This window comes from Hypericibacter adhaerens (assembly GCF_008728835.1).
In the GTDB taxonomy this organism is placed as follows: domain Bacteria; phylum Pseudomonadota; class Alphaproteobacteria; order Dongiales; family Dongiaceae; genus Hypericibacter; species Hypericibacter adhaerens.
Map to the genome: position 1 here is coordinate 2,330,231 of NZ_CP042582.1, position 12,803 is coordinate 2,343,033.

The window sequence follows — 12,803 nt, forward strand, 5'->3', positions numbered from 1 at the left end:
CGCCATGCCGGCCGAATCCAGCCCTTTGGCGCCGCGGCAGACCTTGCCCTATGCGCTTCAGCCTTATGCCACCCAGGCCGCCCAAAGCCGTGGCCGGCTGATGCCGGAGCCCGGCAGCCCGACCCGCTCGCCCTTCCAGCGCGACCGCGACCGTATCATCCATTCGACCGCCTTCCGGCGCCTGAAGCACAAGACCCAGGTCTTCGTCTATCACGAGGGCGATTACTACCGCACGCGGCTCACCCACAGCATCGAGGTCGCGCAGATCGCGCGCAGCGTCAGCCGCTATCTGGGCCTCGACGAGGATTTGGCCGAGGCGGTGGCGCTGGCCCACGATCTGGGGCACACGCCCTTCGGTCATGCCGGCGAAGAGGCGCTCGATGCGGCGATGGCGCCCTATGGCGGCTTCGACCACAACGCGCAGACCTTCCGCATCCTCACGCGCCTCGAGCGGCATTATGCCGAGTTCGACGGCCTCAATCTGACCTGGGAATGCCTCGAAGGCGTGGTCAAGCATAACGGGCCGCTGGTGGGGCCGGGGGCCAGCGCCAAGGCGCGCGCGCGGCCCGTGCCGCAGACCATCGCCGAATATTCGGCCCAGTCGCAGGACCTGGAGCTCGATGGCTGGCCCGGACCCGAGGCGCAGGTGGCGGCGCTCGCCGACGACATCGCCTACAACACCCACGATATCGATGATGGGTTGCGGGCGGGCCTGTTCCCCGTCGCGGCATTGTCGGAACTGCCGCTGGTGGGCCCCGTTTTCACGGAGGTCCAGGAACGTTATCCCGGGATCGAGCATGGCCGGCTGGTCCATGAATCGATCCGGCGCCTGATCGATCTCATGGTGAGCGACCTCATCCGCGAGACCGAGCATCGGCTGGCCGAGGCGAAGCCCGCTTCGGTCGAAGCCTTGCGCCGGCTGGGGCGGCCCATGGTCGCCTTCTCGGACGAGATGAGCGGCCATGACGTGACGCTAAAAGCCTTCCTTTTCGAGCATATGTACCGCCATGATCGGGTCACCCGCATGACCGAGAGGGCGCGCCGCGTGGTGCTCGAGCTGTTCGGGCATTATTTCGGCGACCCGGCGCGGCTCCCGGCGGAATGGGCGGCCCAGTGCGACGGTGTGCGCCAGGACAAGGCGGCGCGCGTCGTGGCCGACTACATCGCGGGCATGACCGATCGTTACGCCCTCCAGGAACATGAGCGGTTTTTCGGCAGAAGCAGTGAATAGATGAATCCGCATCAATATATCCGCGACGAGATCGTGAAGGCCCTGAACGGGCTGGTGGCCGAGGGTTTCCTCAAGGAAGGCCTGGATTATGCGCGCGTGAACGTCGAGCCGCCGCGCGAGGCGCAGCATGGCGATCTGGCCACCAACGCGGCGATGGTCCTGGCGAAGAACGCCGGCCTCAAGCCGGTTGAGCTCGCGCGCGAGCTGGTCGCCCGGATCGAGCGTCATCCTGAGGTGGAGGAGGCGACCGTCGCCGGCCCCGGCTTCATCAATCTGCGTCTGCGCGACGGCTTCTGGCAGGCGCGGCTCGCCGACATCCTGAAGGCCGGCACGGACTATGGCAGCTCGGCGATGGGAGCGGGGGCCTCGGTCAATGTCGAGTATGTCTCGGCCAACCCCACGGGGCCGCTCCATATCGCCCATGCGCGCGGCGCCGTGATCGGCGACGCGCTGGCCTCGCTCCTGGCCAAGTCGGGCCACAAGGTCACGCGCGAATACTACATCAACGACGCGGGCGCCCAGGTCGATGTGCTCGCGCGCTCGACCTATCTGCGCTACCGCGAGGCGCTGGGCGAGACGATCGACGCGATCCCCGAGGGGCTCTACCCGGGCGCTTATCTCAAGGACACCGGCGCCGCGCTGGCGAAGCGCGACGGGCGGAAATGGATCGGCAAGCCCGAGAGCGAATGGCTGGCGCCGATCCGCGCCTTCGCCATCGCCTCGATGATGGATCTCATCCGGGACGACCTGAAGGCGCTCGGCATCGAGCAGGAGGTGTTCTCCTCGGAGCGCAAGCTGGTCGAGGCGGGCGCGGTGCAGAAGGCGGTCGACACCCTCAAGGCCCGCGACCTCATCTATGTGGGCGTGCTGGAGCCGCCCAAGGGCAAGACGCCCGACGACTGGGAGCCGCGGCCGCAGACGCTGTTCCGCGCGACGCAGTTCGGCGACGATGTCGATCGGCCGCTGCAGAAGTCTGACGGCAGCTGGACCTATTTCGCCAACGATATCGCCTATCACTACGACAAGTTCATGCGCGGCTTCCCCGCCATGATCGACATCTGGGGCGCCGACCATGGCGGCTATGTCAAGCGCATGCAGGCGGCGGTGACGGCGATCACCGGCGGCAAGGGCGCGCTCGACGTGAAGATCTGCCAGCTCGTGAAGCTCCTGCGCGGCGGCCAGCCGGTGAAGATGTCGAAGCGGGCCGGGACCTTCGTCACGCTGCGCGAGGTGGTGGACGAGGTCGGGCGCGACGTGGTGCGCTTCATCATGCTGACGCGCAAGAACGACATGCCGCTCGATTTCGATCTTGAGAAGGTGCTGGAGCAGTCGCGCGACAACCCGGTTTTCTATGTCCAGTATGCCCATGCGCGCGCCTCTTCGGTGCTGCGCCATGCGGCGGAGGAGATGGGGGACATCGATTTGTCACCGGAGGCCCTGGCGCGGGCGCCCGCCGCGCGCTTGACCGACTCCGCGGAGCTGGGTTTGATCAAGCTGATGGCAGGCTGGCCGCGACTCGTGGAAAGCGCCGCCGAGGCGCATGAGCCGCACCGGGTCGCATTTTACTTGTATGATCTGGCGGCGGCCTTCCACGGCCTCTGGAACAAGGGCAAGGACGAAGCCAGCTTGCGTTTCCTGATCCCGGGCGACCGCGATGTGACCGTGGCGCGTCTCGCCATGGTCAAGGCGCTCACCTTCGTGATCGCCTCCGGGCTCGGGATATTCGGCGTGAAGCCGGTCGAGGAGATGCGCTGATGGCAGCCGAACCGTCGCAGAACGAAATCGATCTTCAGGCCCAGATCTCGTCGGCGCTGGCGCGGCGCAGCCAGCGGCAGCCCTCCGGCGGCGCCGATCCCCGGATCGAGCCGACCCTGGGGCTGGGCGGCATGGGCCCCGGCTCCGAGCGGGCGGCGCCCCGGCGCGACAGCCTGCAGGATGACGAGCCGGTCGGCGAGATCCCGCCGGCGCCCGTGCATTTCCAGCGCGACGGCGAAGATCACCATCCGCCGCGCCCGAAGCCCAAGGTGGATTCGCGGCTCGAGAAGCACCGCAACTGGCTGATGTTCCTGTTGCCCGTGGTCGGCGTCCCGGTCGTGATCCTGATCTCGCTGTTCCTCTATCTGGCCATCGAGATGCATGGCAAGGGCGTGCAGGATTCGGCCCCCCTGGTCGAGGCCCCGGAGGGGCCGGAGAAGGTGAAGCCCACCAACGAGGGCGGCCTTCAGGTCCAGGGCATGGATTCCGCCATGCTCAACCAGACCGACAAGTCGCAAACGACGACGGAGCAGCTTCTGCCGCCGCCCGAGGAGCCGATGACGCCGCCCCCGCCCGCCGCCGCCACGGCCGGTGACGGGACGGCCGCCAGCGATGGCACGGCCGCGCCCGCGGCGCCCTCCGTCGAGGTGCCGCTGACCTCGTCCTCGACCGAAAGCGCGACGAGCACGGCCCCGGCAGCCACGGCCTCCACGACGACGGCACCCGCGACCAGCAGCACCGGCAGCAGCGCCGCCGTCGATGTGCCAAGCGTGCCGGCGCCGTCCACGGTGCCGTCGGGTAGCAGCACATCGTCGTCGACCTCGAGCACCGGCAGCACGGCTTCGACCGCGCAGCCGGTCACGGAGCAGCCGGTGCAGGCCGAGCTGCCCAAGCCGCTGACGACCCAGACCGCGACCGCCGGCAGCTATCGCATCCAGCTCGTGGCGCTGCAGTCCCAGGACGCCGCCACCGCGGCCTGGACCGCGATGCAGAAGAAATATCCGGATCTGCTGGGCAATCTCTCCGCGACGATCATGAAGATCGATCTCGGTGCCCAGGGCGTGTTCTACCGCGTCCAGGGCGGGCCGCTGCCGGACCGGCAGGCGGCCGAGAAGCTCTGCGGCAAGCTCGATCAGCGCGGCCAGGCCTGCCTCGTCGTGCGCCCGTGAGCGATCCGCAACCGGCGGCCTCGATGATCCTTCGCAGGGGGGTCGTTGCCGCATGACCTTGTCGCCGACGATCTTCGGCTGCGCCGGCCCGCGGCTCGGCGAGGCGGAGCGCGCCTTCTTCCAGCGCGTCAACCCGCTGGGCTTCATCCTCTTCGCCCGCAATTGCGAGACGCCCGATCAGATCCGTGCGCTGGTGGGCGATCTCAGGGCGTCGGTCGGGCGCGAGGATGCGCCCGTGCTGATCGACCAGGAGGGCGGCCGCGTTGCGCGGCTGAAGCCGCCGCAATGGCGCGCGGCGCCGCCGGCGGAGCGGTTCGGGCGGCTGGCCGAGCGCCATCGCGACGCGGCGGTCGAGGCGGTCCGTATCAACAGCCACCTGATCGCGCGCGAGCTGGCGTCGCTCGGCATCGATGTCGATTGCGCCCCGGTGCTCGATCTGCGCCTGCCGGGCGCCCATGACGTGATCGGCGACCGTTCCTTCGGCGGGCGGCCCGAGCGCGTCGCGGAGCTGGGCCGTGCCGCCTGCGAGGGATTCCTCGCCGCGGGCGTGCTGCCGGTCATCAAGCATATCCCCGGCCATGGCCGCGCCTTCGTCGACAGCCATCATGAATTGCCCGTGGTGCGCACGCCGCGACCCGAGCTCGAGGCGACGGATTTCGAGGCGTTCCGGCTCCTGGCCGACATGCCTTGGGCGATGACGGCCCATCTGGTCTTTGCCGCGATCGATCCCGACCGGCCGGCGACCTTGTCGCCCAAGGTCATCGCCGAGATCATCCGCGGCCATATCGGCTTCGACGGGCTGCTGCTTTGCGACGATCTGTCGATGAAGGCGCTCAAGGGCGACCTCGGCGATCTGGCGCGCCAGGCGCTGGCCGCGGGCTGCGACATCGTTCTGCACTGCAACGGCGTGATGGAGGAGATGACCCGCGTCGCCGCCGCCGCCGGCGGGATCACCGCCGAGGCGGAACGGCGCTTCCGGCGCGGCCGTGAGATGCAGCAATCGGGGATCGCGATCGCGGCCGCCAGCGAGGCCCGGCTCGACGCGCTGATGCGGGGCCTCGCGTGACATCCAACCGGCGGGGCCCGCGCTGATGGGTGGCGGTTTCAACATTCAGGACTTCCTCTTCCAGGTCTCGATCTGGACGATTCCCTTTCTCACGGCGATCACCCTGCACGAGGCCGCGCACGGCTTCGTGGCCTATCGCTTCGGCGACGACACCGCCAAGCGTATGGGGCGCCTCAGCCTCACCCCCCTGCGCCATGTCGATCCGTTCGGCACGATCATCCTGCCGGCGATGCTGCTGCTGGCGACGCATGGGCAATTCGCCTTCGGCTCGGCCAAGCCCGTGCCGGTCAATTTCGGCCGGCTGAAGCCGCTGCGCCCCGGCATCGTGGCCGTGGCGGCCGCGGGGCCGGCGACCAACCTGCTGCTGGCCTTCATCTCGGCCTTGCTGGGACATGTCATCCCCTTCCTGCCGGCGAGCATGAGCGAGTGGGCCGGCAATGTGCTGGGCGCCTCGATGCTGCTCAATCTGTGGCTGGCGGTTTTCAACATGCTGCCCGTGCCGCCGCTGGATGGCGGGCGAGTCGCCGTGGCGCTTCTGCCGCGGCCGCTCGCCGCGCGACTCGCCGGCACCGAGCGCTTCGGGATCCTGATCATCCTGCTGCTGATCGTGGTTTTGCCCTATGTCGGCAGGCAGATCGGGGTCGATCTTGCATTCGTGTCTCGGTTCATTTTCGTGGTCGTCGAGTGGCTCTGGAATCTCGTCGCCATGGCGGCGGGTTTGCACTAGAAGATCGGCATGACCGACCTTCAACCGTCCTTCGAAGAAGATCGTCCCGAGCCCGGCAGCGACGCCGAATTCCGGCTCGATCTCGAGGGTTACGAAGGACCGATCGACATGCTGCTGTCGCTGGCGCGCGAGCAGAAGGTCGATCTGAAGCGGCTCTCGATTCTCGAGCTCGCCGACCAGTATCTCGCCTATATCCAGCGCGCGCGTCAGCTGCGCCTGGAGATCGCCGCCGACTATCTCGTGATGGCGGCCTGGCTCGCCTATCTCAAGTCGCGCCTGCTGCTGCCCGAGCCGCCGGGCGATGCCGAGCCCTCGGGTGCCGAGATGGCGGCGGCACTCGCTTTCCAGCTGCAGCGCCTGCAGTCCATGCAGGATTCCGGGCAGAAGCTGATGAGCCTGGCTCAGCTCGGGCGGGAGTTCTTCCGGCGCGGCGCGCCCGAGCCGATCAAGATCCTCGAGAAGTCCGTCTACGACACCAAGCTCTACGACCTGCTGCGCGCCTACGCCAGCCATGTCCAGTCGAAGCAGGCGGGACATCTGCGCATCCTGCCCACCGATCTCTATTCGATGGATGACGCGCTGCGGCGCTTCAGCACCATGCTCGGCCGCATGCTGCCGAACTGGCAGACCCTGCAGGCCTTCCTCCCCGACGATATCGGCCCCAACGCCAGCCCGATCCGTCGCCGTTCGGCCCTGGCGGCGACCTTCGCCGCCACGCTGGAGCTGACCCGCTCCGGCCGCGTCGAGCTGCGTCAGGACGGCGCGTTCGGACCGATCTATCTGCGGGCGCCTGCGCAACAGAGTGAAACACCATGAGCGAAGACCGTTTCCAGCTGATCCGTCTGCTCGAGGCGATGCTGTTCGCCGCGGCCGAGCCGCTGCCGGCGGCGGCGTTGGGCAAGCGCCTGCCCGAGGGCGCCAATGTCGACGAGCTGCTGCAGGAGCTGCAGGCGCTCTACGCCAATCGCGGCGTCAACCTCGTGCATCACGAGGATCGCTGGTGCTTCCGCACCTCGTCCGACCTGGCCGACCGGCTGGCCATCGAGACCACGGTGACGCGCAAGCTCTCGCGCGCCGCGATCGAGACGCTCGCGATCGTCTCCTATCACCAGCCCGTCACCCGTGCCGAGATCGAGGAGATCCGCGGCGTGGCCCTGTCGCAAGGCACGCTCGACAAGCTCCTGGAAGTGGGCTGGATCAAGCCGAAGGGCCGGCGCCAGACGCCGGGCCGCCCCGTCACCTGGGTCACGACCGACGCGTTCCTGGAGCATTTCGGGCTCGAGAGCCTCGAGGCGCTGCCCGGCGTGGAGGAGCTCAAGGCCGCGGGCCTGCTCGATGCACGTCCCGCCATCTCCACCCTGGGGGCCGGTGTGATGGCGGCGATGCAGGGCGGGGGCGTCGACATCGACAGCGCGGACGACGAGGAGAGCGAGGAGGCGACCGCCAACGGCGCCGATCCCTTCGAGCTGCCCGGCGAAGGCGAAGCCGGCGACGAGGAGGGCGAGGTCGGGGAGGAAGCCTCCGAGGAGGACGAGCCCGACGAAGACCTCGACGAGGACAGCGGCGGTGACGACCTCGATGACGACGAAGAGACCGACGAAGACGAAGAGGATGACGAGGGGGATTCCGACGACGATTCCGATGAGGATGATGTCGAGGAAGATGAGGACGAAGACGCCGACGAGGATGACGAGGAGACTTCCGACGAGGAGGATGACCTCGAGGACGAGGATGCCGGCGGCAATGGCGAGGATGAGGACGGCGAGGACGAAGACCGGCCGGGCCGCCAACGCCGCACCGAGCCGGCGGCCTGACCGGCCGCTCCCCCGTCCCCTGACCTGAGGCGGGCGCGGGCTCCGTTTCGGCGGGAGGCGGGGCGGAGGCGTTAACACCTTTCCGGCCCCGTCCAAGCGCCCGTCGATAGCGCCCGGCGCGGGCCGCTTTTACAGGGATTTCGGGGTGGTTTCGGCCCCTGCGGGCGGCCTGCAATATCGCGGCCGAAAGCTTTGTATTTTTTCGGGAAACCCCCACATCTTACTGACCGTCAAGGGCTGCGTTGCGGCGGCGGGGGCTTTCTGCGATAGTCCGCCCCTTGGACGCGGCGCACCACGTCAAAGGAGTTGGAGAGTTATGGGTGGATTGAGCATTTGGCATTGGCTGATCGTTCTGGCGGTCGTCCTGGTCCTGTTCGGGGGCGGCGGCAAGATTCCGAAGCTGATGCGCGACATGGGCCAGGGCATCACGGCCTTCAAGAAGGGCCTGAAGGAAGAGAAGAAGGACGGCGAGAGCGGTCCGGCGATCGAGAACGCCGACGCCTCCGCGCCCAAGGACAAGGCCGCCGGCTAATTCCACCGGCCTCGCGCCCAGGCGCGGCCGGGGAGGCTCATCATGTTCGATATCGGCTGGTCGGAAATGGCGGTCATCGCCCTCGTGGCGTTGCTCGTCTTCGGTCCTAAGGAACTGCCCAACGCGCTCCGCACGGGTGCGAAGTGGATGAAGACCGCGCGCAAGCTCGCGCGGGAGTTCCAGAGCAGCGTCGATCAGCTGGTCAAGGAAGCCGAGCTCGAGGAAGCCCGCAAGCTCGTCACCGACGTCCAGACCGGCGGGATCGGTCGCGCGATCGAGAAGACGGTCGATCCTGAGGGCGAGGTCAAGAAGGCTCTCGATCCGAAGGAGATCGAGCGGGAGGCCAAGGCCGTCGTCGAGCCGCCGCCGCCGGCACAGAGCGTTTCATCCGAATCCAAGCCCGAACTCGCGGCGCTCACGGCGCCGGACGGCGCGACCGTACCGATGCCGGTCGAGACCAAGCCCGAGCCGGTGACGCTCGCGGCGCCCGACGCGGCCACGGTGCCGATGCCGCAGCCGCGTCCGGCCGATGCGGCCGAGCCCGCAAGCTCCGCCAGTCCGAGCGACAGCCTGCAAAAGACCGCCTGAGCGATGGCCGACAAGAAGACCGACGACGCCGCTGATGCGAAGACGATGCCGCTGCTCGATCACCTGATCGAGCTGCGCCGGCGCCTGCTCTGGTCCGTCGTCACGCTCTTCATCGCCTTCATCGGTTGCTGGTTCATCTCGAAGCAGATCTTCGATTTCCTGGCGCAGCCCCTGGCCAACATCCTGCTGCAGGAGACCGGCCGGAAGTTCATCTATACCAACCTGACCGAGGCCTTCTTCACCCAGGTCAAATGCGCCTTCTTCGGCGCCGCCTGCATCTCCTTCCCGATGTTCGCGGTCCAGATCTGGAAGTTCGTCGCGCCCGGCCTCTACAAGCACGAGAAGGGCGCGTTCCTGCCCTTCCTGATCGCCACCCCGATCCTCTTCGTCGCCGGTGCCGCCGTACTCTACTACGTGATGCTGCCGGTGGCCTGGAAGTTCTTCCTGGGCTTCCAATCGGCGGGCGGGCCGGAATCGCTGCCGGTCCAGCTCGAGGCGCGGGTCGGCGATTACATCGCGCTCGTCATGAAGCTGGTCTTCGCCTTCGGCCTCTGCTTCCAGTTGCCCGTGGTGCTGACCCTGCTGGTGCGCGCCGGCCTCACCACGGCCGCGGGCCTTGCCGCCAAGCGGAAATACGCCATCGTCGGCGTCTTCATCGTGGCGGCGGTCATCACCCCGCCCGATCCGGTCAGCCAGATCAGTCTCGCGATCCCGCTGCTGCTGCTCTATGAGATCTCGGTGCTGGCCGCCAAGGTCGTGGAGAAGCAGAAGCTCGCCCGGGAAGCCGCCCTCGAGAAGGAACTGGCGGCCTCGACCGACGTCACCACCAGCTGAACCCATTGCCGGGATTCGTTTTTCCGGCAGCATTCCTCGCCCTTGTTGTCGCTGGTCCTGCCAGGGCTTATACAGGCGAGCCTGGGGTGCGGTGGCACTCTTCCCCGAGTCGACCTGGCGGGCCTGATTAGCGATGCATGATATCCGAACGATCCGCGACGATCCGGCGGCCTTCGATCGCGCGCTGGCGCGTCGCGGCCTGCCGGCGCGCTCGGTCGAGCTTCTGGCGCTCGATGCCGGGCGCCGCGCGGCGCAGCAGCGGCTGAACGAGCTGCAGGCCCGACGCAACGAGCTGTCGGGGCAGGTGGGCCGGGCCAAATCCAAGGGCGAGGATGCGACCGCGCTCATGGCCGAGGTCGCGCGCCTCAAGGACGAGATGACCGCGGCCGAGGCCCAGGCGGCCGAGGCCGATGCGGCGCTCGACCGCGTCCTGGCCGAGATCCCGAACCTGCCCGCTTCCGACGTGCCCGAAGGCCGCGACGAGCACGGCAACAAGGAAGTGCGGCGCTGGGGCGATCAGCGCAATTTCGACTTCGCGCCCAAGCAGCATTTCGAGGTCGGCGAGGCGCTGGGCCTGATGGATTTCGAGACCGCCGCCAAGATCGCGGGCGCGCGGTTCGTGCTGCTCAAGGGGCAGCTGGCGCGGCTGGAGCGCGCGCTCGCGAGCTTCATGCTCGATCTCCACACCGGCGAGTTCGGCTATACCGAGGCGGTGCCGCCCTATCTCGTGCGCGACGAAAGCGTCTATGGCACCGGCCAGCTGCCGAAATTCGCCGAGGACCTGTTCCGCACCACCGACGGCCGCTGGCTGATCCCGACCGCCGAGGTGCCGCTCACCAACATCGCCGCCGACGCGATCCTGGAGGAGGCGGCGCTGCCGCTGCGCTTCACCGCCTATTCGCCCTGCTTCCGTTCCGAGGCGGGCGCTGCCGGCAAGGACACGCGCGGCATGATCCGCCAGCACCAGTTCTCCAAGGTCGAGCTGGTCTCGATCGCGCACCCCGATCGTTCCGAGGCCGAGCATGAGCGCATGACGGCCTGCGCGGAGGAAGTGCTGAAGCGCCTGAAGCTGCCTTACCGCGTGATGCTGCTCTGCAGCGGCGATATGGGATTCTCCTCGCGCAAGACCTACGACATCGAGGTCTGGCTGCCGGGGCAGGGGGCTTATCGCGAGATCTCGAGCTGCTCCGACTGCGGCGACTTCCAGGCCCGCCGGATGAAGGGACGCTATCGTCCCACCGGCGACAAGAAAGGGACACGCTTCGTCCATACCCTCAACGGTTCCGGCCTCGCCATCGGTCGCACCATGGTGGCGATCATCGAGAACTATCAGGAGAAGGACGGTTCCGTGCGCCTGCCCGATGCCTTGCGGCCCTACATGAACGGCGCGGAGAGCATCACGCGCCATGGCTAAGTCCGGTTCCAGGTCGACCATGCGATCGCGGGCCCGGCCCGGGATCGATCTCTCCAAGGCGCGCATCCTCGTCACCAACGACGACGGCATCAATGCGCCCGGCCTCGCGGTACTGCTGAACGTGGCGCAGTCGCTCTCGGACGATGTCTGGGTGGTGGCGCCCGAGATCGAGCAGAGCGGCGCCGGCCATTCGCTGACGCTGCGCCGGCCGCTCCAGGTGCGCAAGATCGCGGATCGCCGCTTTGCCGTCGACGGCACGCCCACCGACTGCGTGCTGCTCGCGGTCAACCGGCTCATCGACGGCAAACGCCCCGACCTCGTGCTGTCGGGCGTCAATCGCGGCGCCAATCTCGGCGAGGATGTCACCTATTCGGGCACCATCGCGGCGGCGATGGAGGCGACGCTGCTCGATATCCCGTCGATCGCGCTGAGCCAGCTCCGCATCGGGCAGACCGTGCCCTGGGGCACCGCCGAGAAGCATGCGCCCGACGTCATCCGCCGGCTGGTGAAGTTCGACTGGCCCAAGGGCGTGCTGATGAACGTCAATTTCCCGACCGTGCCCGCGGGCGAGGTGAAAGGCATCCGCGCCGCGCGGCAGGGGCGCCGCATCTCGGCGATCGAGGTGGTGCCGATCACCGATCCGGCGGGCCGGCCCTATCTCTGGATCGGCGATTTCACCAACGACGATTCCGTCGGCAAAGGCACGGATCTCGATGTGACGCGCCATGGCGCGATCGCGGTGACGCCGTTGCACCTGGATCTGACGCACATGACGACGCTGGAGCGGCTCAAGGGGCTGCTGGACTGATGGCGCGATCGGGCCGCGCGGGGGAAGCGGGCGGCGCGGTCGGAGAAAAGCGGGCGGCCTCCGCGGGAGGCGGCCGGGGGAGCGGGATGCGGGGCGGTGCATGAAGGAGGGAAGCGGTCTTGCGACGCGCAAGATCAGGCTCATCATGAGCCTGCGCCGCGCGGGCATCACCGACACGCGCGTGCTGGGAGCGCTCGAGCGGATTCCGCGCGAGGCCTTCGTGCCGAAGCCGTTCCTCGACCAGGCCTATGAGGAACGCACGCTGCCGATCGGCGAGGGCCAGACCATCAGCCAGCCGCAGGTGGTGGCGCTGATGACCCAGGCGCTGGAGGTCAAGTCCAGCCACAAGGTGCTCGAGATCGGCACCGGATCCGGCTACCAGGCGGCGGTGCTGTCGCGCCTGGCGCGGCGCGTCTACAGCATCGAGCGCCACAAGGTCCTGATCGCGGAGGCCGAGCAGCGCTTTCGCGATCTGCGCCTCACCAACATCCATTGCCGTTTCGGCGACGGCAATCTCGGCTGGCCGGAGCAGACCGATTTCGATCGCATCATGGTGACGGCGGCCGCGGCGCTGCTGCCGGAGGCGCTGCTGCGCCAGCTCAAGGACGGTGGCATTCTGGTGGCGCCGATCGGGTCGGAGCGCGGCGATCAGCTCCTGATGCGCTATCGCCGCCACGGCGACGAATGGACCGAGGAGGCGCTGGGCGAGGTTCGCTTCGTTCCCCTGCTGCCCGGCGCGGTCGAAGCGTCGAACGGGCGCGGTGCGGCGACGGACGAGGCGGGGACAAGCGCTGGACCCCGGCGGCGGACTCTGGCATGAGAATGCCCCCGCGGCTTTTGCCGCGACTCGGCCACAATCGGGCCC

The 12,803-nt window shown here is 68.2% G+C and carries 13 protein-coding genes; all 13 read left to right on the plus strand.

Translation table 11 applies throughout. The annotated features are described in order from the left end of the window. The first annotated feature begins 4 nt into the window (after positions 1–4). The 13 genes from FRZ61_RS10180 to FRZ61_RS10240 all read left to right on the plus strand — a co-directional run bounded on the left by FRZ61_RS10180 (position 5) and on the right by FRZ61_RS10240 (position 12,758). Positions 5–1,231, plus strand: coding sequence for a deoxyguanosinetriphosphate triphosphohydrolase (locus FRZ61_RS10180; RefSeq protein ID WP_151117186.1), 1,227 nt, complete (start codon positions 5–7; stop codon positions 1,229–1,231). Then, a complete protein-coding gene (argS, locus tag FRZ61_RS10185) occupies positions 1,232–2,986 on the plus strand; it encodes an arginine--tRNA ligase (protein ID WP_151117189.1) in 1,755 nt (584 codons plus the stop codon). Then, positions 2,986–4,155 (plus strand): SPOR domain-containing protein, encoded by a 1,170-nt coding sequence (locus FRZ61_RS10190; RefSeq protein WP_151117190.1) that lies wholly within the window; start codon positions 2,986–2,988, stop codon positions 4,153–4,155. Before argS ends, FRZ61_RS10190 begins: the two co-directional genes overlap by 1 nt. 52 nt (positions 4,156–4,207) lie before the next feature. Next, positions 4,208–5,221 (plus strand): beta-N-acetylhexosaminidase, encoded by a 1,014-nt coding sequence (nagZ, locus tag FRZ61_RS10195; protein WP_151117192.1) that lies wholly within the window; start codon positions 4,208–4,210, stop codon positions 5,219–5,221. Between the two features lie 25 nt (positions 5,222–5,246). Further along, positions 5,247–5,948 carry a site-2 protease family protein gene (locus tag FRZ61_RS10200; protein ID WP_151117194.1) on the plus strand — a complete coding sequence of 234 codons (702 nt, stop codon included), beginning with the start codon at positions 5,247–5,249 and terminating at the stop codon, positions 5,946–5,948. Between the two features lie 9 nt (positions 5,949–5,957). Continuing rightward, positions 5,958–6,764: a segregation and condensation protein A gene (locus FRZ61_RS10205; protein ID WP_151117196.1), complete on the plus strand. Its 807-nt coding sequence runs from the start codon at positions 5,958–5,960 to the stop codon at positions 6,762–6,764. Beyond that, positions 6,761–7,762 carry an SMC-Scp complex subunit ScpB gene (gene scpB / locus FRZ61_RS26925; RefSeq protein WP_151117198.1) on the plus strand — a complete coding sequence of 334 codons (1,002 nt, stop codon included), beginning with the start codon at positions 6,761–6,763 and terminating at the stop codon, positions 7,760–7,762. The genes FRZ61_RS10205 and scpB overlap by 4 nt, the downstream gene beginning before the upstream one ends. Before the next feature lie 316 nt (positions 7,763–8,078). After that, positions 8,079–8,294 (plus strand): twin-arginine translocase TatA/TatE family subunit, encoded by a 216-nt coding sequence (gene tatA, locus FRZ61_RS10215; RefSeq protein ID WP_151117200.1) that lies wholly within the window; start codon positions 8,079–8,081, stop codon positions 8,292–8,294. Positions 8,295–8,336: 42 nt separating this feature from the next. Next, positions 8,337–8,882, plus strand: a complete 546-nt coding sequence (gene tatB, locus FRZ61_RS10220) for a Sec-independent protein translocase protein TatB (protein WP_151117201.1) — start codon at positions 8,337–8,339, stop codon at positions 8,880–8,882. A gap of 3 nt (positions 8,883–8,885) precedes the next feature. After that, on the plus strand, positions 8,886–9,716 hold the full coding sequence (gene tatC / locus FRZ61_RS10225) for a twin-arginine translocase subunit TatC (RefSeq protein WP_151117202.1): 831 nt from the start codon (positions 8,886–8,888) through the stop codon (positions 9,714–9,716). A gap of 133 nt (positions 9,717–9,849) precedes the next feature. Continuing rightward, entirely contained in the window at positions 9,850–11,130 is a 1,281-nt protein-coding gene (gene serS / locus FRZ61_RS10230) for a serine--tRNA ligase (RefSeq protein ID WP_151117204.1), read from the plus strand. 19 nt (positions 11,131–11,149) lie between these two features. Beyond that, a complete protein-coding gene (gene surE, locus FRZ61_RS10235) occupies positions 11,150–11,938 on the plus strand; it encodes a 5'/3'-nucleotidase SurE (RefSeq protein ID WP_151117205.1) in 789 nt (262 codons plus the stop codon). Positions 11,939–12,038: 100 nt separating this feature from the next. Then, the gene (locus FRZ61_RS10240) at positions 12,039–12,758 is read left to right on the plus strand and encodes a protein-L-isoaspartate(D-aspartate) O-methyltransferase (RefSeq protein WP_151117207.1); all 720 of its coding nucleotides are present in this window, start codon (positions 12,039–12,041) and stop codon (positions 12,756–12,758) included. The last annotated feature ends 45 nt before the right edge of the window (positions 12,759–12,803 follow it).

What these genes read in the sequence shown, in the direction of transcription:
- FRZ61_RS10240 (WP_151117207.1), top strand. Translation starts at nt 12,039, where the DNA reads ATGAAGGAGGGAAGCGGTCTTGCGACGCGCAAGATCAGGCTCATCATG.
- tatC (WP_151117202.1), top strand. Translation starts at nt 8,886, where the DNA reads ATGGCCGACAAGAAGACCGACGACGCCGCTGATGCGAAGACGATGCCG.
- FRZ61_RS10205 (WP_151117196.1), top strand. Translation starts at nt 5,958, where the DNA reads ATGACCGACCTTCAACCGTCCTTCGAAGAAGATCGTCCCGAGCCCGGC.
- FRZ61_RS10190 (WP_151117190.1), top strand. Translation starts at nt 2,986, where the DNA reads ATGGCAGCCGAACCGTCGCAGAACGAAATCGATCTTCAGGCCCAGATC.
- argS (WP_151117189.1), top strand. Translation starts at nt 1,232, where the DNA reads ATGAATCCGCATCAATATATCCGCGACGAGATCGTGAAGGCCCTGAAC.
- tatB (WP_151117201.1), top strand. Translation starts at nt 8,337, where the DNA reads ATGTTCGATATCGGCTGGTCGGAAATGGCGGTCATCGCCCTCGTGGCG.
- serS (WP_151117204.1), top strand. Translation starts at nt 9,850, where the DNA reads ATGCATGATATCCGAACGATCCGCGACGATCCGGCGGCCTTCGATCGC.
- scpB (WP_151117198.1), top strand. Translation starts at nt 6,761, where the DNA reads ATGAGCGAAGACCGTTTCCAGCTGATCCGTCTGCTCGAGGCGATGCTG.
- surE (WP_151117205.1), top strand. Translation starts at nt 11,150, where the DNA reads ATGCGATCGCGGGCCCGGCCCGGGATCGATCTCTCCAAGGCGCGCATC.
- nagZ (WP_151117192.1), top strand. Translation starts at nt 4,208, where the DNA reads ATGACCTTGTCGCCGACGATCTTCGGCTGCGCCGGCCCGCGGCTCGGC.
- tatA (WP_151117200.1), top strand. Translation starts at nt 8,079, where the DNA reads ATGGGTGGATTGAGCATTTGGCATTGGCTGATCGTTCTGGCGGTCGTC.
- FRZ61_RS10180 (WP_151117186.1), top strand. Translation starts at nt 5, where the DNA reads ATGCCGGCCGAATCCAGCCCTTTGGCGCCGCGGCAGACCTTGCCCTAT.
- FRZ61_RS10200 (WP_151117194.1), top strand. Translation starts at nt 5,247, where the DNA reads ATGGGTGGCGGTTTCAACATTCAGGACTTCCTCTTCCAGGTCTCGATC.